Below are 19318 nucleotides of genomic sequence, written 5' to 3'. Positions count from 1 at the left end.
CGATAAGCTGGGTTCTATGACTCTAGCCAGCGTTACCAATAGCACCGACCTCACCATCTTCGGTATTTTCTTCTACACGGCGCTGTTCGCCTCTATGGGTCTGGCACTTTTTTGTGTAGCAACCGTGCATAAGCAGCCCCATTTCACCGAGATGCAGAAGCTCAAGTGGGTGCTCTTCACCGTCTTCGTGCCCATCGTAGGGCCCATCGCCTACCTGCTGAGATTACGCAGTGACAAGGAAGAGGGGTTGCACTAGGAGACGCATAGTAAGGTGGTTAATACGATAAACCTATTCGAATGGAGAAAACCGTGCCTATCACCGTAAAAGCCCTACAAAAATTTGGCCCAGACCAGCCCTTTAAAGTCACTGAGATCGAACGCCGCGATCCGCGTGAAGATGACATCGTCATCGATATCAAGGCTGCGGGCATCTGCCACTCTGACATTCACACCATCCGCAATGAATGGGGCGAGGCGCACTTCCCCCTAGCAGTAGGTCACGAAATCGCCGGCGTGGTTGAAGCTGTAGGTTCTAAGGTCACCAAATTCAAGGTGGGCGACCGCGTAGGCGTTGGTTGCCTGGTTAATTCTTGTGGCGAGTGTGAACAGTGCGCCGCAGGTTTTGAAAATAACTGCCTGAACGGGGCAGTGGGTACCTACAACTCAAAAGATGTAGACGGCAGCATCACCCAGGGCGGCTACGCCCAGAAGGTGACCGTCAATGAACGTTTCGTTCTGCGTATTCCCGATGCCATGGAGTTTGACGTAGCCGCCCCCCTGCTCTGCGCTGGTATTACTACCTACTCACCGCTAGCTCGTTGGAAGGTAGAACCCGGCCAGAAGGTTGCTATCTTGGGTCTAGGCGGCCTGGGGCACATGGGCGTGCAGATTGCTGCAGCTATGGGCGCTGAGGTCACTGTGCTTTCCCGCAGCCTCAAGAAGGCGGACGCCGCTAAGGAACTGGGTGCCTACCGCACCCTGGCGACCACCGAGGAGGGCTTCTTCACTGAGCACCGCGGTGAGTTTGACCTGATTCTTAACACCATCTCGGCACCTATCGATCTGGATGCCTACCTGGGCCTACTGAAACCCCGCGGCATCATGAGCGTGGTGGGTCTGCCGCCGGAGGCGCTACCCCTGCACCTGAACCGTCTGATTGGTGGCGGTAAGGTGCTGACCGGAAATAACATCGGCGGTATTCCCGAAACCCAGGAAATGCTGGATTTCTGCGCGCAAAACGGCATTGCCGCGGTCATTGAAAAAGTCGGTATTGATGAAGCGGACGCCGCCTACGAGCGTGTAGTGGCCGGTGATGCACAGTTCCGCATCGTCATTGACACTGCAACTTTCAACGATGCTGAGGTGACCGCCTAAAAACTGAGATAGGCAGCGCCACTATCGCCCTAGAGCCCGAAGCCCTACCCGCCACTGATACATGCATGTAGTATCTGTTGTCAGGTAGGGTTTTGCGCTTTGTCAGCGCATTCTTGGCACCATCAAAGGAGATTTAACGTGCCTACTCTTCACGACGTCGTCATTCTGGGCGGGGCGCGCACCCCTCAGGGCAAACTTCTAGGCCAACTCGCATCACTTTCTGCAATGCAGTTAGGGGCCCACGCAGTATCAGCAGCTCTGGAGCGCACCGGCGTTGCGAAAAACGCTGTTGAGCATGTCTATATGGGTCAGGTACTGCAGGCTGGTTGCGGGCAGAACCCAGCCAAGCAAACCGCTATGGCCGCCGGGCTACCTGCGCATGTGCCGGCAGTGACCGTCAATAAGGTCTGTCTTTCAGGGCTGGTGTCCATTATTGATGCAGCCCGAATGATTCGTCTGGGCGAGGCTTCGGTGGTGGTAGCTGGCGGTCAGGAGTCCATGTCGCAGGCGCCCCACGTTGCCGCCGTCCGTGTTGGTCACCCCTACGGGAACCTGGACCTTGTGGACACTATGGCCGGCGATGGCTTGTCGGATGCCAGTGAAGGCATTTCAATGGGAAACTTGACCGAGCGCGGTAACAGCAACCTTTCCATCACCCGCCTACAGCAGGACGAGATAGCTGCCGCCTCCCACCAGCGCGCAGCAGCGGCACAGGAAGCCGGACTCTTTGAGCAGGAAATTGCGCCTCTGACTATTCCGCAGCGCAAGGGCGAACCCCTGGTGATCTCGGCGGATCAGGGGGTGCGCGGTGACTCCACCACAGAAACCCTTTCGCGTCTGCGCCCCGCTTTCAGCGAGGAAGGCACCATCACCGCGGGTAATTCTTCGCCCATTTCTGACGGTGCGGCCGCCCTAGTGCTGGCATCCAAGGACTACGCAGAAGCTCACGGACTCACCTGGTTAGCTGAAATCAGAGCGGCGGGTCAGACCGCGGGGCCTGATAACCAGCTGCACCACCAGCCCTCACGTGCCACTGCAGCAGCCCTGCAGAAAGCAGGCTGGCAGGCTAGTGACCTCGATTTTTGGGAAATCAACGAGGCTTTTGCCGCTATCGCCCTGGCGTCCTCAGATGAACTGGGTGTGGGTGCGCAGAAGGTCAATATTCACGGGGGAGCCATCGCCCTGGGCCACCCCATCGGGGCCTCGGGTGCTCGTATCACGCTGCACGCGGCCCTTGAACTGGCGCGCCGCGGTAACGGTAAAGCTGCGGTCTCTCTTTGCGGTGGTGGCGGTCAGGGTGAAGCCCTGCTGCTCTTCCGTTAGAAAGTGCTGACACCTCAACACAGTAACCAGCTGGGCTCAATAAACACTCAGCGGTGCCCGCCCCGGTAATGCTCTACAGTTAGCGCATCACCGGGGCGGGCACCGCTTTTATAGGGATAAACCCTAGTCAGCGAAGGGGTAATCGATATAGCCGTGAGCACCTGGGGTATAGAAAGTGTCCATATCCGGGGTGTTGAGTTCCAGGCCCTCACGCCAGCGGCGCACCAGATCTGGGTTAGCAAGGAGCATACGGCCCACTACCGCGGCGTCTGCCAGGCCCTCTTCAACAATGCGCTTCGCCTCTGCCAGGTCAGTGACCTCAGTAAAACCGCTGTTGAGTTGGGTGAAACCACCGAAGGTCTTGCGCAGGTGTGCCACGAAATCGCCGGCAATATCGATGTGCAAAATCGACAGGTAAGCAAGATCCAGGTCAGCTACCCCCTCAAGGAGAGCGTTGTAGGTTGCCAGGGTCTCTTCGCGGTCGTCCTCGATATTGCCCTGGACGTTGTGCTCGGGAGAGATACGCAGGGCAGTGCGGTCAGCACCAATAGCATCAGCAACCGCGCGCACCACCTCAATGACCAGGCGGGCACGATTAGCCGGCGATCCGCCGTACTCGTCAGTGCGCTGGTTAGCTGAGGATGTCAGGAACTCGTGCAAGAGGTAGCCGTTAGCGCTGTGTAGCTCCACAGCGTCCATGCCAGCCTCGATAGCGTTGCGGGCTGCCGTGACAAACTCTTCTACGATGCGGGGTAGCTCCTCGGTGGCCAGGGCACGGGGTTCGGGCACTTCTTCTCTGCCGTTGGCTCCATGCAAGCTCACCCCGGGTGCGATAGCGCTGGGCGCCTCAGCTTGTTCACCATTGTTAATACTGGGCAACGTTAGGCGGCCACCGTGCATAATCTGCATGACGATGGTGCCACCCTTGGCGTGTACAGCGTCGGTGACACGGCGCCAACCAGCTACCTGCTCGGCGGTGTAGATGCCAGGTTGCCTCACGAAAGCCTGCCCTACGTGACTGCTGGCGGTGCCTTCGGTGACGATGAGCCCGGCGGTGGCGCGCTGAGAGTAATACTCTACGTGCAGGTCAGAGGGCACACCGTCAGCGCCGGCGCGGGAACGGGTGAGAGCTGCCATGGTAATACGATTGGTGAGATTAAGAGCGCCAGCTTGAGCCGGGCTAAAGAGGTCAGTCATTGAATATGCCTTTCACAAATTGCTTTCACCACTGCACAACCTCCCGCGGCACCTACCTATTCCCTTAAGACCCCACTAACTTGTTTTATCTTCTTATAATGTGCTCAGCACCCTACCCTTTTTAACTGGTGGGGGCAGTAATGTTAGAGCAGATATCACTTTTCTCAAGGAGTTTTTATGGCCGGTGGTTTGGCTGCCCTTTTAGATGACGTTGCAGCACTGGTGCGCTTAACTGCATCGAGCGTTGATGACATTGCCGCTGCCGCTGGCCGTGCCAGTGTTAAAGCAGCAGGTGTGGTGGTGGACGACGCCGCGGTAACCCCCCGCTACGTTGAAGGTCTCTCCCCCGCCCGCGAGGTGCCCATCATCAAAAAAATTGCGATGGGTTCACTGCGTAACAAGCTACTCTTCATCCTGCCGGCTGCGCTTTTACTGAGCCAGTTTGTGCCCTGGATTCTAACCCCGCTTTTGATGTTGGGCGGCACCTACCTTTGCTTTGAGGGTGCCGAGAAGGTCATCGAAGTGCTCTCCAAGAAAGATCACCAGAAGAAGACTCCCGCTATTAAGCAAGGCCCGGACGCTGAGAAGCAGGTGGTATCTGGGGCGGTGCGCACCGACTTCATTCTTTCTGCCGAAATCATGGTGATTGCACTCAACGAGGTTGCCGCAGAGAGCTTTGTGTCGCGTGCCATCATTCTGGCTGTGGTAGGCGTAGGCATCACTGTGGTGGTTTACGGCGCAGTGGCGCTGCTGGTCAAGATGGACGACATTGGGCTTGCGATGGCAAAGCGCGAATCCGCCGGTGCCCAAAAGTTTGGCATGGGGCTGGTTAAGGCTATGCCCATCGTGATGAACTTTATTTCTGTCGTTGGTATCTTCGCTATGCTCTGGGTGGGTGGCCACATTATTCTGGTCGGCCTGGATGAGCTAGGCTGGCACGCCCCCTATACCTTCGTGCACCACATGGAGCACTACGGCGCTGTGGTTCCTACCGTCGGTGGGGTACTGGCGTGGTGCATCAACACCTTCTTCTCCATGGTGCTGGGCCTGGTGTGGGGTAGCGTCATCGCTGGCATCATGCATTTCCTTCCTTTTGGTCACGGCAAGGGCCACGAAGAAGACCACGCTGTTGAAACTGACCAGCAGAAGGCAACCGCCCCTACTGGTGAGCACGGTGGGTCTGTAAAAGCCTAAACTTTCTGCGCGAGCCCCGGTGGTTCAGCAATATTCGCTGAACCACCGGGGCTTTACTGTATCCAGCTACTGTGACCTGTTCCATGCGCAGAGTGAGAATGGGCGTGCTATAGTTACTCAAGGTTCAACCCCGGCATGGTTGCCGGTGAGCTAACACCACTGACGTGGCTTTAGGGTTACCCCACATCGCTGATACGCGATGGGGACCTCATCTATGAACTTCTCAGCTCAGCACTTTGGCACTGACGAGCACCGAGAAAATACTTCATCATCCGCACCCCTGGTGCACCTCTGCTTTTGGCGCTTTTCTGCACAAGAGCGGGTTTAGCTGCGTCCCCTGCCCGCCCCGGGCACCACTGGGCTCTGACCCCTCAAAATTGGGTTCTGCCCGCAAGAAAGACTAAGAAGGTAAAGAAGAAATGACTTACGCATCCATTAAAAATATTGAAACCGCACTAACCCGCGAGCTGACTGCCCAGGAGACCCAGTACGCCCCGGCGCTACTTGCTCAGGCGGAGCAGCTGGTCAGCGACCGAGTGCCCAGCCTGGATAACCTCTGCGCATCGGACGCTGATTTTGCCGCCACCGTAGCGCAGATTGAGGCCGAGGCAGCAGCCCGCGTCTACCGCGCCCACCACGTGGGGCAGGGCACCGGCAGCTACCGCATGAACATTGAGGTGGCAGCTCAAATTCTCCACATTAGCCAGGACGAGGCCGCCCGCCTGCGCCGCAATAGCGGCTTTTCAGCCCGCGACCGCTTCCTGCAACTGAGTATGGAGCAGGCTCCAGCACGTGAGGTGTTGGCGGTCTAGCAGATTACGCAGTGTGAGCTAGTAAGTTTTATGTTCAGGGGGAGGGTAGTAATGCCCTCCCCTGACTTCTTTAATCAACAGGCCCACTAAATGAGAAAACATCACGAGCCCCAGACTTCACACCCACCTGAGAACGCCTCATCATAAACTCATACTTCCTACCCACCTGAATATCATCAACCATACTTTGGACATCATCATCAGTTGATGATTGACAGAAGAATAGTGCGACATTCTTCGGTATCAAAAGCAATGTAGTCCTTGCTGGAACTGTGGGATCTACCGGCTCCAGTGCTGGTGTACTGCTCAGCACCGGTAACGGTACAGTTAATAGGAACCTGGTGGTCTGCATCGTAGAAATCAAACTTCCAAATCGCATACAGGGGTGTACCGAAAATCAGCAAGACCGTGGGAATCATCAACCAGTATCTTGGTCTCTTTCTCTTAACCGGGGGGCTTCGGTGAAGCACCCTTGGCAAATTCTTGAGCGGCTCCACCCCAGCCGCCTGGGGAAAAAAGAAGAAAGGGGGTGCTGGCACCCAGCCAACACCCCTCAACCAGCCACCATCAAAGCAGCAAGCACACCAAGAATCATAACGTTTTACCTTTCCAAAAAATTATTCAACAGGAGTCGTCGAAGTAATACCCTCCGAACTATAAGCATTATTACCCATCATAGAAAGACCCCCAACCTGAAACTCAAACTTCTTACCAATATTAGCCTCAAGAAACTCAGCCAACCCAGCCTTATTCATTCCCTCTGGCATACTCATATCGGATACGCTCAAAAGACCGCATTCTTCAGTTTCAACACGCAAAAACGTAGATGGCGCACCACCAGGCGAAATTGACACCAGCTTAACCGACGAGACCGTACACACCTTATAAGTCGCATCCCGATCATTGATATACAAGGCCACCTGTATCGCACCGATAATAATAATTAAAATACCAAAAATAATATATCCAGCCACAGAACTTTTCCTCCGCCCCATAACACTCCTTCCACACACAAAACTCTTACCTAATCATCAGAATTCAAAGCCCTACTACCCGCCTTACCTAAGCCGGTAGCCATACCCGTTCCCGTTGATTTCAGACCTTGTTCGTTGATTTTATTAAAGTTCCAGTCAGACGGTGCCGTCAAAACCATAGCGTTCCCCGCACCCACCACATAATCCTTCGCACGGTCTAACCCATAATCCGCCACAGCATTACCTGTCTTCGGCACCACCGGCTTCAAGCCACCCATCAAACCGCCACCACCAGTAGCCACAGCCATACCCCCAATGTTCCAGTCCTCACGCACCTTAAAACTACCAGCACCCGGCATCGTATAAGCCAAACCATTGGACACCCCACCAGCAGCAGAACCATTCACACCCTTACCCAAGAAGGTCTCACCAAACCTCGCAGCATCCCCAGCCACGGTCACCCCAAAACCAGGGGTTGTGGCAGAAGTCGAAGAGGCGGCAGTAGAGGAGGATGAGGAAGAGCCAGCAGCCCCAACAACCAGTCAGGACGCCGCCACCCCAGCCGCCTGGGGAAAAAAGAAGAAAGGGGGTGCTGGCACCCAGCCAACACCCCAACAGAAACAACTATCAGCTCAGAACCTAAGCCACATCACCAGACCCCGCAATACGCCTAGCACGCAACCCACGCACCTTATCCCCACCAATCGAAGCATAGATCATCAACCCAACAAACCAATACACCTGAGCAGAAAACGTCAAAAACAAAGACAAAAGAACAAACCCAAGAACCACACCCACCAAACCCAAAGGGAAATACAAGAGACCAAACTTCAGCGCACTAGAAGTACGCCCCGCCAACATATTAGCCAAGGGAATATTCACACCAGCCACCATCAAAGCAGCAAGCAAACCAAGAATCATAACGCTTTACCTTTCCAAAAAATTATTCAACAGGAGTCGTCGAAGTAATACCACCAGAATCACGGGCATCATTACCTAATGACAAGCCCTTCACCTCAAACTCAAACTTCTTACCAATATTAGCCTCAAGAAATTCAGCCAACCCAGCCTTATTCATTCCCTCAGGCATGGTCATATTGGTAATACCTAAACTACCGCATTCTTCAGTTTCAACACGCAAAAACATAGATGTCACCCCACCAGATGGTTCTGACACCATCTCGACCGATGACACGGTACATACCTTATAAGTCGCATCCCGATCATTGATATACAAGGCCACCGCCACCGTAATAACAATCATCAGAGCAATAACAGCAGTAATATTCCCAGCCACAGAACTTTTCCTCCGCCCCATAACACTCCTTCCAAACAAAAACTCTTACCTAATCATCAGAATTCAAAGCCCTGTTACCTGACTTACCCAGGCCGGTAGCCATACCCTTTCCTACGGCTATCAGACCTTTATCGTGAAGTTCTTCTGGTTTCCAGTCAGACGGTGCGGTCAAAATCATTGAGTTCCCCACACCCACCGCATAATCCTTCACCCGGTCAACCCCATAATCCGCCACAGCATTACCTGTCTTCGGCACCACCGGCTTCAAACCACCCATCAAACTACCACCACCAGTAGCCCCAGCCATACCCCCAACCCCCCAATCCTCACGCACACTAAAACTACCAGCACCCGGCATCGTATAAGCCAAACCATTGGACACCCCACCAGCGGCAGAACCATTCACACCCTTACCCAACCAGGTCTCACCAAACCTCGCAGCATCCCCAGCCACATCAGCACGATTACCCCACAAGGTAGCCTTAGCATCAAACTTTGCATACTTGGCCTCATTCACCCCCGCACGCCAATTGTGGTACGTCTTAGAACCAGGAATACGCAAGAACCCCAAATCATCAGCCTTATCAGCATGAGAGGTGAACTTACTAAAGAAACCACTAGCCCTACTCCTAGCAACATCCGCAACCTTGGAGAACTTCGGGGCAAGAGCCTTACCTGCCCAGCCCATCACCTTATAGGCCGCGCCACCGGATACAGCACCAAATAAAGCGTCCTTACCCACAGCAGCCCAGTTAATGGACCCATCAGCGTTCTTATTGGTCATCGCTGAAATGCCGCCTGATATCAGGGCGCCGCCAACAATAGCAGCACCCAAGGGCCCCAGCAGAGCGGTAGCAGCAATGCCACCGGCAACCATGGCGATTCCCACCCAGTTGTCTTTCACCCAGTCAACGGCTGATGAGGCCATTGACTTCACACCAGAGACAATCCGCTCACCAGCACGGCCCCGAACATCAGCACGATACTCCCTAAACTCAGAAGCGGTCATCGGCGACAAACCCCACGGATCCACCAACCCCACCGGATCATTCCCCACAAACGCATACACATTAGAAGCCCAACCAGCACCCACCGGCGAGGTCAGCGGGTCAGGAGAAATAAACCCACGAGAGGCCGCATCATAGGCACGAACCCCCAGAATCTCCAGACCAGCGACCTGCAAAGACCCAGCAACACTCACACCAAAACCAGGAACAGCAGCAGCAGAAGAGGAGGAAGAAGCAGCAGAAGCAGAAGCAGCCCCAGCAACAGACCCAACAGCACCACCGGCCACAGGCGAAACACCAAACGGATCCACACCACGGCCACCTAGAACATCCTGCGCCACAGAAGAAGCCAAAGACACCGGCACACCACCAAGAGCACTCACCGCAGGCACATCAGCTACCGGATCCCACACCACAGAACACACACCGGTCCCCTGATCAGCAGGTACACCGGTCCCCTTGGCACCAGCAACCTGACCCAACGCATCATTCCACAAACGCACCACCTGGCCAGCATCAGCCCCGGCACCAGAACCAGAACCAGCAACCCTGGTACTCACCTCAGCCAGCAAACCAACCGGCGAAAACCCAAACTCAGTAACAACACCATCACCGCCCACCCAGCGCACACGACGGCCCAACCCGTCATAGACCAACTCACTGGCCCCCAGAGCAGAATCAGCCAAACCAACCAGCTGACCAGCCCCATCATAAGAGTACTCGCGCACCACACCATCAGCAGTGGCCTCCTTGATCAGGAAACCAGCCTGATCGTAAACAAAAGAATGCACACCAGCAGCAGAACGCACAGCAGTTAGCTGATGGGCCTCATCGTAAGAAAAGAGACGCAAGCCCTCTACAGAATCATCGATACCGATGACCAGGCCCTGGGGGCTGTAATAGGTGGTAGTGGTGACCTGCTCACCGTCACCGGTGGTGCGGGTGTCGATGGTGGCCCAGCCACCATCAGTGACATAAGAAGCGGTAGCACTCGTGGCAGCCTTATCGGCAACGCCCGTATCAGAGCTAGCAGTATCACCGGCGTCAGAAGCCTGCCCCTGCACCACCGTCGGTGCCACACCAAAAGCCCGCAGAACCTGACCATCAGCATCACTAATACGCACCAACTGCCCGTGAGCGTCGTAGTGGTACTCCAGCCCCTCAAGCACACCACCATCAGCGGCAGAACGCATCACCGAGGACAGCAAGCCGGTGCCCGGCTCATAAGTGTACTCAGTAACCGCCCCATCAACACTTAGGCTGGTGCGTAAACCGTCACGGTCATAGGTCATCACACTCTCATGCCCGCCACCAGCAAGGGACCCAGCTACGCACTGACGCACCAGTCGGCCCACCCGGTCATGCACCAGGGTGTGCACCGCCGGGGCGCCAGTGCCCTCATCCACCAGGCCCACACCCAGATCAGTGTAATCAAAAACAGTAGTAGTACGAGCAGCAGCATCACGGGCAACCCGGCAGACCAACTGCTGATTAAAACGCGTAGTTGCCAATGAACCAGCCCCATCGTAGGTATACGAGAGCGTATCAGCATCCGGGCTCACCGAACTCACCAGACGCCCAGCAGCATCATACGAAGCAGTCGTCTTACGCCCCAGCGCATCAGTGCGGCAGATCAACTGACCTGCAGCATCATACTCAAAGAACGTGCTTTCCCCACGCGGGTCAGTTACGCTGGCCACCAAACCGGCAGCGGTGTAGGTGTACCGCGTCTTACCACCCAGACCGTTGATGGCAGTGACCAGCTGACCAGCAGCATCATAGACAAAGCGGCGGGTGCCAAACTTACGGTCCACAGCAAAGACCAGGCGCCCGCAGGCGTCATACCCGTAGCGGGACACCCCGGTATTAGTGCGCACCAGTACCGGGCGGGACGCGGCATCATAAGTGATCTCCTCACGCACACCGGAGGTGGTGGAACGGGTGATAACCCGCGAATCAGCGTCGTATTCCAGGGTGGTGGTGACCCCGGTGGGCTCGGTCATGGTGGACGGGCGGCCGCAGGCGTCATAGGTAAAGGAAGTAACCCGGCCCTCAGGTGAGGTCACCGAGGTCACCTCACCCCGCCCATCGCGGGCGATCAGGGTCAAAGCGCCTTCGGCATCCAGGATCTCCACCACGTTGCCGGCAGCGTCATAGGTGTAGATTTCCTCAGAGCCATCGGTTGCGGTTTCTTTAACCGGGCGGCCATAAGCATCAAAACTAGTGGTGTGGGTGCCAAAAGCATCCTTGACCTGCACCAGGCCAGACTGACGCTGATACTCGGTGCTCACCCGCACACCGGTGGGGTCAACCACCGCAGCCAGCTCACCATTGGTATCAAATTCACGGGACCACCGGTGACCCAGCGGGTCAATGACCGCGGTGTTCTGCATTAGCTGGTCATATTCCAGCGCCCAGCGCGCCCCGTCTGCACCGGTGAGGGACACCAGGTTGCCCATGGAGTCAAAGCCACGGGTGCTGACCCGGCCCAGAGGATCAATGGTCTTAGCTACCTCACCAGCGGCGTTGTACTCATAGGTGGTGGTTGCCCCGGCAGGGTCAGTGACGCTGGTTAGGCGCCCGCCGGTGCCGTAACCGAAGCGCCACACCGCCCCGTCCGCGTCTTCACGGGAGACCAAAAGACCGGCAGCGTCATAGGTGAAACGGGTGGTCAGCCCCAGTGGGCTGACAATACGCTCAATACGCCCACAAGCATCACGCACAAAGGAGGTCACATCCCCGGTGGCATTGCGCACGGCGGTCATCTCACCTAAAGCGTTATAAGAACAGGTGGCCCAGACACCGGTGGGGCCAACCATCGAGGTCAGCAGGCCCTGCTCCCAGGTCATCTCAGTACGCCCACCCAAAGCATCAACCAGCGCCGAGGGGTTGCGCTCAACCCCGGTAGCATCAGCATACTCATAAGACACCACCGCCCCGTTGGCTGTCATCAGCGTGATCAAACGGTCCTGGGCATCGTACTCGTAGGTGGTATCGGCACCTTCAGGGCTGACCTCACGGGCAAGCAAACCGCGCTTAGTGTAGGCGCGCACCGTCATAGCCCCATCACGCTCAGTGACTGACACCCGGTTATTGAAGGTATCGTAAGCCATGGTTTGGCGCCTCTGGTGTGCATCAATCATGCCCACCAGGCGGCCCTTGGAGTCAGAAACCCAGGAGTTGGCGTGCGAGCCGTCCTCATTGGTCACCAGGGTGAGGCCGCCTGCCAGGTAGGAGTACCGGCGGGTGACCCCGTGCGGGTAGTTCTGTGAACGCACCCGCCCGAGGGCATCATAAAAGTTTTCCACCTCAACCGTGCCATCAGCAGCAGTTACCGCGCTGATCAGGCCCTGCTCGTTGTAGTCGTAGACCCGGGGCCCCAGTGCGGAGCGAGCAGCGGTCAGCCTACCCTCACGGTCATAGAGGTATTCCATGCGGGTGCCGTCATTGGTCTGTGCGTAGGCCACCCGGCCAGCAGCGTATTCAATACCGATACAACGGCCACGGCTGTGCTGCAGAGCCACAACCTGGCCCTGCTCATCACGGTCCACGGTGACAACATCCCCAGCACCCACACTGTGAGCCAGCCAGTCACCGGTGAGACTAAAAGCCCACCAGGTGCCGGTGTTATCACGGACCACCAGCACCTGGGCGGCATCGGTGGGCAGGGAAACCGGCAGGTCAGTGGTGTTCTGGCGGGTCAGCCACAGAGCATGCAACTCTGCACGCTCCCAACCTTCACCGCGGCGGGGGAAGATGAGGTGCTGGCCGTCCTCCTTCACCCAGGTCGCCTTCTCGCCACTCAGCATCAGGCGCATATCCAGTGGGGAGGACCAGCCGGTGCCGAAGACCCCAGCCTGGCTGTTAAGGGCGTTGTACATGCGGGTCAGGGCCAGGGTGAAGCAGGGACCGGTGAAGGTGAGGTCGGTTTCGGGTTCAATGAAGTTACCGGTTGCCGCGTTGACGGGGTCACCGATGTAACCGGCGGATGATTCCGAGCCCTGAATAGTGGGGGATTTAATATCAATAGCCGCGCGGGTCATAGCTGAGGCGCTACCTACCGATGCTTCCATAGCCGAATAGGGCACCGAGGCTAGAGCATTTGGGTCCCCAGTGACGGATTCGAGTGCATCAGCAATTCTGCCTAGCCATTGACCCTCAGTATCGTTAGCATCCAACCAGTTCTTCAACTGGGTGGGGATATCACCGGCATCCACCGGTGCCCAGGAACAATCCGTAGCGTAAGCTGCCAAGGCATCTTCTAAGGAACCTGGGTGGGTTTCTAGGTTCTTATCAAGGCCACTGAGCGTCTGCACCCCATCACGGATCTGGGAGGGAATACCCGAAACCGTGCTTTCGGTCCCCGCCTGGCCATCCGGTGTGTTCTTGGACGCTGTTGAAGGGGTATCTACTGACGGGAGGGTAGGGGCCGGGGGCACCTGAGGATCGTCACCAAACCCAAAGAAATCTGCAATAGCGTCACCGGCTTGTTCTAACATATTTTTCTCAGCATCAGCCTTAGCCTCTTCATAAGCCTCAATAGCCCGGTCCATGAGGTAACCTACCTCGCGCATGGCATGGGCTAGCTTGCTGATATCACCGGGCACATGAGTGGTGTTCTCTTCATAGACCGTGGCATAAGGTCCCTTGAACTCGTCCATAATGGTGCTAGCAGCGCTAGAGCGGGATGTAGCCTGCTCGTCCAGGGCTTCAGCAGTAGCGTTGAAGGTGTTGCGCACATTGCTAGCAGTGGTGGAGTTGAAGGGAATATCAGGGGTGCTCATGGGGTGGGTGGTGTCCTCTAGGGCAGAAACTGTTTCGGTGACGGGTCAAGGATTGGTTTAGAGAGTACAAGGAGCGCAGAAGGGTTTTAGCCTCTGCGCTCCCTAACAAGTTGGTAGGTGCTTTAAGCGCCGCCACCAGCGGTGAAGATATCCTGTGAAATCTTCTGCAGCTGCTGCTGCAGTTCTTCAAGTTCGGTCTTAGCTTTGTCGAGGGCTGACTTGGTTTCAGGCCAGGTGGAGCCACGGAACTGTTCTGCCAGGGGGCCATCCCAGTTGTTGGGGTCTGAGAGCAGCTGACCCTGACCGTCAAGAGCTGAGATCTGCTCGCTCAGGCCGCCGTTGATGATTTCCTGGATGCGAGTAATTGCTGACTTTGCTTCGTCAGAGGAGAGTACGCGTGCCATGGTGGTGCTACCTTTCATAGTGATGAGTTGAGGGTAGGCCCCCGTCTGCCTTGAGGCAGGTGGCATCCGGGTGGCTTTGTGTCCCTGACTAGAGGTTACTGTTGTCAACACAAAACCTTAACTACATTTTTGTCCCCTATCTTGGCGAAGCTTTCGTCATAAACTTTTTGGGGTATACAACAAGGCTCTGACTTTGGGCTTAATGCTAAGTGCGCCAATTATTGGTGAGAAAATTTTCTAGGGGCGACACAACAAGAGGGGTGTTAAATCTCGTCATATAGTCTCTGAGATTTATTCAGAGGATAGGCGAAGCTGCTGGGAGCCTTGCCACCGGTACCTCTTATGTCACCGACGGTGGCTGGGCCACCATCGACACCCGCACCACCGGTGACGGTGAGCAGGTCACCACTACCACCTATTACAGCCCCCAAGGCCTGGTCATCGGTATCGATGATTCTGTAGAGGGCTTGCGTCTCTTTACCTACGATGAGGCTCATCAGTTGACCGCTGTGCGTTCTGCTGCTGGTGTGCATTCTTTTGTTTATGATCAGGCTGGTTTCCTCATCAAGGAGAGCACCGCTGATGGTGTGGTGCGCGAGTACTCTTATGATGGGGCTGGTCAGCTGGTTGGTTTGGCTGATTCTGCTCTGGGTGTCAGTGAGCTGGTCTATGACGGGTTGGGCCGTCGTGTGCGCTGGGTGGGCGGTGATGGTGTTGTTACTGAGTTTGGGTTTTCGCCGGTTGGTTTGCTGGCTGAGGTGAGTACCAGGGTTGCTGGTTCTGGTGCCGGGGCTGATGCTGGCCAGGTGGTGCGTTTGTGGAATGATGCGTTGGGTCAGGTTGCTGGCGCCCAGGGCACGGGTGTACCTGCTGACCAAGGTGCTGGTATTCAGGGAAGCGATGCCCAGGGGGCCGGTATGTGTTCTGTGCGCTGGGACCCTACTGCTGGTGCGCCTGCGGTGAGTGCTCTTGGTGGTGTGCCGGTGTCTTTGGCAGGTGCTGTGGTGCAGGATGTGTTGGGGTCTCGTGGTGTGGATCCGTTTGGTGTTTCGCCTGTGGTGGGCGGCTCCTCTGTTTCTGCTGGCTCTTCCTCTTCTGCTGCTGTCCCTGGTTTTGGGGTGAGTGTTGCTGGGTCTTTGCAGGTCGCTGGCCTGGAGATCCTAGGGGTTCGTGCCTATGATGCGGCCTCTCGTGGGTTTATTTCCCCTGATCCGCTGACCTCGCCGGTGGGTGCTGGTTGGGGTTCTAATGTGTATGCTTTTGTGGGGAATGATCCGGTGGGGTTGGTGGATCCGTGGGGTTTGTCGCCGTTGACGGCTTCTGAGTTTAGGGAGTATCGTGCTGATACTCGGGGTCGTGCTGGTGAGCGGATTGTCTCTGGTGTGAAGTCAATGGCCTCATCAGCCCTTGACTGGGTGAAAGACAACTGGGTGGGAATCGCCATGGTTGCCGGTGGCATTGCTGCTACCGCTCTACTGGGTCCCTTGGGCGCTGCTATTGTTGGCGGCGCCCTGATATCAGGCGGCATTTCAGCGATGACCAATAAGAACGCTGATGGGTCCATTAACTGGGCTGCTGTGGGTAAGGACGCTCTGTTCGGTGCTGTATCCGGTGGCGTAGCCTATAAGGTGATGGGCTGGGCAGGTAAGGCTCTTGCCCCGAGGTTTTCCAAGATTGCTGATGCCGCTAGAAGCAAGGCTAGTGGGTTCTTGAATAAGTCCACCGCTCACGCTAATAAGGCTGATAATTTGGGGTTCTTCCGTATTCCTGGTTCTAAAACGTACCACAATTGGCGTGCGGGGGTGAATGAAGCCAAGTATGCAAAGTTTGATGCTAAGGCTACCTTGTGGGGTAACCGTGCTGATGTGGCTGGGGATGCTGCGAAGTTTGGTGAGAAGACCTTCTTGGGTAAGGGCGTGAATGGTTCTGCTGCTGGTGGGGTGTCCAATGGTTTGGCTTATACGATGCCGGAGACTGGTAGTTTTAGTGTGCGTGAGGATTGGAGTGTTGGGGGTATGGTTGTGGCTACTGGTGGTGGTAGTTTGATGGGTGGTTTGAAGCCGTTGGTGCCGAAGCATGATAATGCTGTGGCGGATTATGGGGTTGACCGGGTGAAGGATTATGTGGTGGGTGCGGGGAACGCTATGGTTTTGACGGCACCGTCTGAATGGAACACTACAGATCTTCACAATGCTGGGATGAAAGCTGTAGGAAAGGGTATGGCTACCGGCCTGGGTAAGTCAGGTAACAGGGCTTTGAATTCTGATGATTAGGTAAGAGTTTTGTGTGTGGAAGGAGTGTTATGGGGCGGAAGAAAAGTTCTGTGGCTGGGAATATTACTGCTGTTATTGCTCTAATAATTGTTATTACGGTAGCAGTGCTCTTGTATATCAATGATCGGGATGCGACTTATAAGGTATGTACCGTGTCATCGGTCAAGATGGTGTCAGCTTCACCTGGAGGAACTCCGACTGCTTTTGTGCGTATTCAGACTGAAGAATGCGGTCTTTTGAGCGTATCCGATATGAGTATGCCAGAGGGAATGAATAAGGCTGGGTTGGCTGAGTTTCTTGAGGCTAATATTGGTAAGAAGTTTGAGTTTCAGGTTGGGGGTCTTTCTATGATGGGTAATAATGCTTATAGTTCGGAGGGTATTACTTCGACGACTCCTGTTGAATAATTTTTTGGAAAGGTAAAACGTTATGATTCTTGGTTTGCTTGCTGCTTTGATGGTGGCTGGTGTGAATATTCCCTTGGCTAATATGTTGGCGGGGCGTACGTCTAGTGCGCTGAAGTTTGGTCTCTTGTATTTCCCTTTGGGTTTGGTGAGTGTGGTTCTTGGGTTTGTTCTTTTGTCTTTGTTTTTGACGTTTTCTGCTCAGGTGTATTGGTTTGTTGGGTTGATGATCTATGCTTCGATTGGTGGGGATAAGGTGCGTGGGTTGCGTGCTGGGCGTATTGCGGGGTCTGGTGATGTGGCTTAGGTTCTGAGCTGATAGTTGTTTCTGTTGGGGTGTTGGCTGGGTGCCGACACCCCTTCCTTTCCTTTGCCCTCAGTGGCTGGGGTGGCGGCGTCCTGACTGGTTGTTGGGGCTGCTGGCTCTTCCTCATCCTCCTCTACTGCCGCCTCTTCGACTTCTGCCACAACCCCTGGTTTTGGTGTGACCGTGGCTGGGTCTTTGCAGGTTGTTGGTGTGAGTGTTGCTGGGTCTTTGCAGGTTGCTGGTCTGGAGATTCTGGGGGTGCGGGCTTATGACCCTGTCTCTCGTGGGTTTATTTCTCCTGACCCGCTGACCTCGCCGGTGGGTGCTGGTTGGGCTTCTAATGTGTATGCGTTTGTGGGGAATGATCCGGTGGGGTTGGTGGATCCGTGGGGTTTGTCGCCGTGGGTGACGCCGTTGAGGCAGAACTATGTATCGGGGTCCACCGTGGAAAATATAGCTGGTTTCGGGCTTGATAGAGTTGGTGACTATGCTCTAGGTGTCGCCAATTATGTCGTTACTCCTCAGGAGAATTCCTTGAATATCACAGATGCCGGGAAAGAAGGTCTTAAGAGCATGCTCAGTGGTGGCTCAAGTGGAGTTTCTTCTTCATCTGCGGACGCAATTCGTCCCGCTACACCGCTACGTAATGAGTAGAATAATGAATATATTTTATAGTGATGAATTAAATAAAAAAGGAAATAAAAAGCCCAGGAAATGGTTGAGTTTCTGTCTATTGGTTATTTTTTCCATCAGCGTTTTATCTATGGTTGGCATTCCTTTGTACAATGCGTATAGCCAAAGGAATCCTATTGATAAGCAGTGCACCATTATTTCTGCTGAAGTCTTCAATAGCCGCAGTGGTACTGGTGGGCTATCTACTTCCAGTACTGAGTTGAAGATTCGTACGCAGGAGTGTGGGACTGTTTATGTGTCTAAGGTTTTGTCTCCTTCTCCTGCTGGGTCTTGGGAGGAGATGGCTGCTGAGTTGGATGGGTATCGGGGTCAGCAGGTGGTGTTGGTGTTTCCTCCTTTTCAGTTGCCGGCTGAGGGGGATGCTGTGGATGGGTATGGGTATCGTTTGTAGGGGTGTGTAGGTCTTGTGGGGTGCTGGTGTCTTGTTTGGGTACCAGCACCGCCTTCCTTTTATCCTCATAGCCGGAGACGGCGTCGTCCTGACCGGCGGCTAGGAACTTTCTTCTTCTAGTTCGTTTGCCTCGTATGTCACAGTGTCTGTTGCTGCCTCTTCCTCCTCTGTTGCCCCTGGTTTTGGGGTGACCGTAGCCGGTTCCTTGCAGGTTGCTGGTCTGGAGATTCTGGGGGTGCGGGCTTATGACCCTATCTCTCGTGGGTTTATTTCCCCTGATCCGCTGGTCTCGCCGGTGGGTGCTGGTTGGGCTTCTAATGTGTATGCTTTTGTGGGGAATGATCCGGTGGGGTTGGTTGACCCGTGGGGTTTGTCGCCGATGACCGCTTCTGAGTTTAGGGAGTATCGTGCTGATACTCGGGGCCGTGCTGTGAGCGGATTGTCTCTGGCATGAAGTCAGTGGCCTCATCAGCCGTTGACTGGGTGAAGGACAACTGGGTGGGAATCGCCATGGTTGCCGGTGGCATTGCTGCTACCGCTCTACTGGGGCCCTTGGGTGCTGCTATTGTTGGCGGCGCCCTGATATCAGGCGGCATTTCAGCGTTTACCAATAAGAACGCTGATGGGTCCATTAACTGGGCTGCTGTTGGTAAGGACGCTCTGTTTGGTGCTGTATCCGGTGGCGTAGCCTATAAGGTGATGGGCTGGGCAGGTAAGGCTCTTGCCCCGAAGTTCTCCAAGGTTGCGGATGTTGCTAGGAGTAGGGCTAGTGGTTTCTTTAGTAAGTTCACCTCTCATGCTGATAAGGCTGATGATTTGGGGTTCTTGCGTATTCCTGGTTCTAAGACGTACCACAATTGGCGTGCGGGGGTGAATGAGGCCAA

General features: G+C 55.3%; 22 protein-coding genes. 12 read left to right on the top strand and 10 right to left on the bottom strand.

Going from position 1 to position 19318, the window contains the following annotated elements; translation table 11 throughout:
• Positions 1–16 precede the first annotated feature (16 nt).
• From VVR27_RS05645 to VVR27_RS05635, 3 genes are all read left to right on the top strand, one after another.
• Positions 17–256 carry a PLDc N-terminal domain-containing protein gene (locus tag VVR27_RS05645; protein WP_368547490.1) on the top strand — a complete coding sequence of 80 codons (240 nt, stop codon included), beginning with the start codon at positions 17–19 and terminating at the stop codon, positions 254–256.
• A gap of 53 nt (positions 257–309) precedes the next feature.
• Positions 310–1374, top strand: a complete 1065-nt coding sequence (locus VVR27_RS05640) for an NAD(P)-dependent alcohol dehydrogenase (protein WP_368547488.1) — start codon at positions 310–312, stop codon at positions 1372–1374.
• Between the two features lie 138 nt (positions 1375–1512).
• Positions 1513–2697, top strand: a complete 1185-nt coding sequence (locus tag VVR27_RS05635) for an acetyl-CoA C-acetyltransferase (RefSeq protein WP_368547486.1) — start codon at positions 1513–1515, stop codon at positions 2695–2697.
• A gap of 123 nt (positions 2698–2820) precedes the next feature.
• On the opposite strand, the gene VVR27_RS05630 is transcribed toward VVR27_RS05635, so the two are convergent.
• Complete coding sequence (locus VVR27_RS05630; protein WP_368547484.1) at positions 2821–3894, bottom strand: alkene reductase; 1074 nt, start codon at positions 3892–3894, stop codon at positions 2821–2823.
• A 177-nt stretch (positions 3895–4071) separates the two neighbouring features.
• Here VVR27_RS05630 and VVR27_RS05625 point away from each other — a divergent pair, with 177 nt between their 5' ends.
• On the top strand, positions 4072–5088 hold the full coding sequence (locus VVR27_RS05625) for a DUF808 domain-containing protein (RefSeq protein WP_368547482.1): 1017 nt from the start codon (positions 4072–4074) through the stop codon (positions 5086–5088).
• 419 nt (positions 5089–5507) lie between these two features.
• Positions 5508–5900 (top strand): Gp19/Gp15/Gp42 family protein, encoded by a 393-nt coding sequence (locus tag VVR27_RS05620; RefSeq protein WP_368547480.1) that lies wholly within the window; start codon positions 5508–5510, stop codon positions 5898–5900.
• 200 nt (positions 5901–6100) lie between these two features.
• Here VVR27_RS05620 and VVR27_RS05615 read toward each other — a convergent pair whose 3' ends face one another.
• The 8 genes from VVR27_RS05615 to VVR27_RS05580 form a co-directional block, all read right to left on the bottom strand.
• Positions 6101–6319, bottom strand: coding sequence for a hypothetical protein (locus VVR27_RS05615; RefSeq protein ID WP_237203118.1), 219 nt, complete (start codon positions 6317–6319; stop codon positions 6101–6103).
• A gap of 198 nt (positions 6320–6517) precedes the next feature.
• Positions 6518–6874, bottom strand: coding sequence for a hypothetical protein (locus VVR27_RS05610; protein WP_368547478.1), 357 nt, complete (start codon positions 6872–6874; stop codon positions 6518–6520).
• 50 nt (positions 6875–6924) lie between these two features.
• On the bottom strand, positions 6925–7281 hold the full coding sequence (locus VVR27_RS05605) for a hypothetical protein (RefSeq protein WP_368547476.1): 357 nt from the start codon (positions 7279–7281) through the stop codon (positions 6925–6927).
• A 232-nt stretch (positions 7282–7513) separates the two neighbouring features.
• Complete coding sequence (locus VVR27_RS05600) at positions 7514–7795, bottom strand: hypothetical protein (RefSeq protein ID WP_368547475.1); 282 nt, start codon at positions 7793–7795, stop codon at positions 7514–7516.
• 22 nt (positions 7796–7817) lie between these two features.
• Positions 7818–8171, bottom strand: coding sequence for a hypothetical protein (locus tag VVR27_RS05595; RefSeq protein ID WP_345447667.1), 354 nt, complete (start codon positions 8169–8171; stop codon positions 7818–7820).
• 49 nt (positions 8172–8220) lie between these two features.
• A complete protein-coding gene (locus VVR27_RS05590) occupies positions 8221–13962 on the bottom strand; it encodes a DUF6531 domain-containing protein (protein WP_368547473.1) in 5742 nt (1913 codons plus the stop codon).
• A 122-nt stretch (positions 13963–14084) separates the two neighbouring features.
• Entirely contained in the window at positions 14085–14366 is a 282-nt protein-coding gene (locus VVR27_RS05585) for a pyrophosphorylase (RefSeq protein ID WP_237204366.1), read from the bottom strand.
• Between the two features lie 263 nt (positions 14367–14629).
• Positions 14630–14863 (bottom strand): hypothetical protein, encoded by a 234-nt coding sequence (locus VVR27_RS05580; RefSeq protein WP_368547471.1) that lies wholly within the window; start codon positions 14861–14863, stop codon positions 14630–14632.
• A 12-nt stretch (positions 14864–14875) separates the two neighbouring features.
• On the opposite strand from VVR27_RS05580, the gene VVR27_RS05575 reads away from it, so the two are divergent.
• The 3 genes from VVR27_RS05575 to VVR27_RS05565 are packed head-to-tail and all read left to right on the top strand — an operon-like array spanning position 14876 to position 17350.
• Positions 14876–16639, top strand: coding sequence for an RHS repeat-associated core domain-containing protein (locus tag VVR27_RS05575; RefSeq protein WP_368547470.1), 1764 nt, complete (start codon positions 14876–14878; stop codon positions 16637–16639).
• A 50-nt stretch (positions 16640–16689) separates the two neighbouring features.
• Entirely contained in the window at positions 16690–17046 is a 357-nt protein-coding gene (locus tag VVR27_RS05570; protein ID WP_368547469.1) for a hypothetical protein, read from the top strand.
• A 22-nt stretch (positions 17047–17068) separates the two neighbouring features.
• Positions 17069–17350: a hypothetical protein gene (locus VVR27_RS05565; protein WP_368547468.1), complete on the top strand. Its 282-nt coding sequence runs from the start codon at positions 17069–17071 to the stop codon at positions 17348–17350.
• Here VVR27_RS05565 and VVR27_RS05560 read toward each other — a convergent pair.
• Positions 17347–17511 carry a hypothetical protein gene (locus VVR27_RS05560; RefSeq protein ID WP_368547467.1) on the bottom strand — a complete coding sequence of 55 codons (165 nt, stop codon included), beginning with the start codon at positions 17509–17511 and terminating at the stop codon, positions 17347–17349. The genes VVR27_RS05565 and VVR27_RS05560 overlap by 4 nt on opposite strands.
• 22 nt (positions 17512–17533) lie before the next feature.
• On the opposite strand from VVR27_RS05560, the gene VVR27_RS05555 reads away from it, so the two are divergent.
• From VVR27_RS05555 to VVR27_RS05540, 4 genes are all read left to right on the top strand, one after another.
• A complete protein-coding gene (locus VVR27_RS05555; RefSeq protein WP_368547465.1) occupies positions 17534–18004 on the top strand; it encodes an RHS repeat-associated core domain-containing protein in 471 nt (156 codons plus the stop codon).
• 4 nt (positions 18005–18008) lie between these two features.
• A complete protein-coding gene (locus tag VVR27_RS05550; protein ID WP_368547463.1) occupies positions 18009–18434 on the top strand; it encodes a hypothetical protein in 426 nt (141 codons plus the stop codon).
• 142 nt (positions 18435–18576) lie between these two features.
• Positions 18577–18888 carry an RHS repeat-associated core domain-containing protein gene (locus VVR27_RS05545; RefSeq protein WP_368547461.1) on the top strand — a complete coding sequence of 104 codons (312 nt, stop codon included), beginning with the start codon at positions 18577–18579 and terminating at the stop codon, positions 18886–18888.
• Positions 18885–19318 (top strand): hypothetical protein (locus VVR27_RS05540; protein ID WP_368547460.1); only part of this gene is annotated, 434 nt, incomplete at its 3' end. The genes VVR27_RS05545 and VVR27_RS05540, both read left to right, overlap by 4 nt.

It is taken from the genome of Rothia sp. LK2492 (assembly GCF_040946345.1).
GTDB classification, from domain to species: Bacteria; Actinomycetota; Actinomycetes; order Actinomycetales; family Micrococcaceae; genus Rothia; species Rothia endophytica.
This window is presented reverse-complemented; position numbering and strand designations above follow the sequence as displayed.

What these genes read in the sequence shown, in the direction of transcription:
- VVR27_RS05565 (WP_368547468.1), top strand. Translation starts at nt 17,069, where the DNA reads ATGATTCTTGGTTTGCTTGCTGCTTTGATGGTGGCTGGTGTGAATATT.
- VVR27_RS05645 (WP_368547490.1), top strand. Translation starts at nt 17, where the DNA reads ATGACTCTAGCCAGCGTTACCAATAGCACCGACCTCACCATCTTCGGT.
- VVR27_RS05630 (WP_368547484.1), bottom strand. Translation starts at nt 3,894, where the DNA reads ATGACTGACCTCTTTAGCCCGGCTCAAGCTGGCGCTCTTAATCTCACC.
- VVR27_RS05600 (WP_368547475.1), bottom strand. Translation starts at nt 7,795, where the DNA reads ATGATTCTTGGTTTGCTTGCTGCTTTGATGGTGGCTGGTGTGAATATT.
- VVR27_RS05580 (WP_368547471.1), bottom strand. Translation starts at nt 14,863, where the DNA reads ATGAGCCTCATCGTAGGTAAAGAGACGCAAGCCCTCTACAGAATCATC.
- VVR27_RS05625 (WP_368547482.1), top strand. Translation starts at nt 4,072, where the DNA reads ATGGCCGGTGGTTTGGCTGCCCTTTTAGATGACGTTGCAGCACTGGTG.
- VVR27_RS05585 (WP_237204366.1), bottom strand. Translation starts at nt 14,366, where the DNA reads ATGGCACGCGTACTCTCCTCTGACGAAGCAAAGTCAGCAATTACTCGC.
- VVR27_RS05620 (WP_368547480.1), top strand. Translation starts at nt 5,508, where the DNA reads ATGACTTACGCATCCATTAAAAATATTGAAACCGCACTAACCCGCGAG.
- VVR27_RS05615 (WP_237203118.1), bottom strand. Translation starts at nt 6,319, where the DNA reads ATGATTCCCACGGTCTTGCTGATTTTCGGTACACCCCTGTATGCGATT.
- VVR27_RS05550 (WP_368547463.1), top strand. Translation starts at nt 18,009, where the DNA reads ATGAATATATTTTATAGTGATGAATTAAATAAAAAAGGAAATAAAAAG.
- VVR27_RS05590 (WP_368547473.1), bottom strand. Translation starts at nt 13,962, where the DNA reads ATGAGCACCCCTGATATTCCCTTCAACTCCACCACTGCTAGCAATGTG.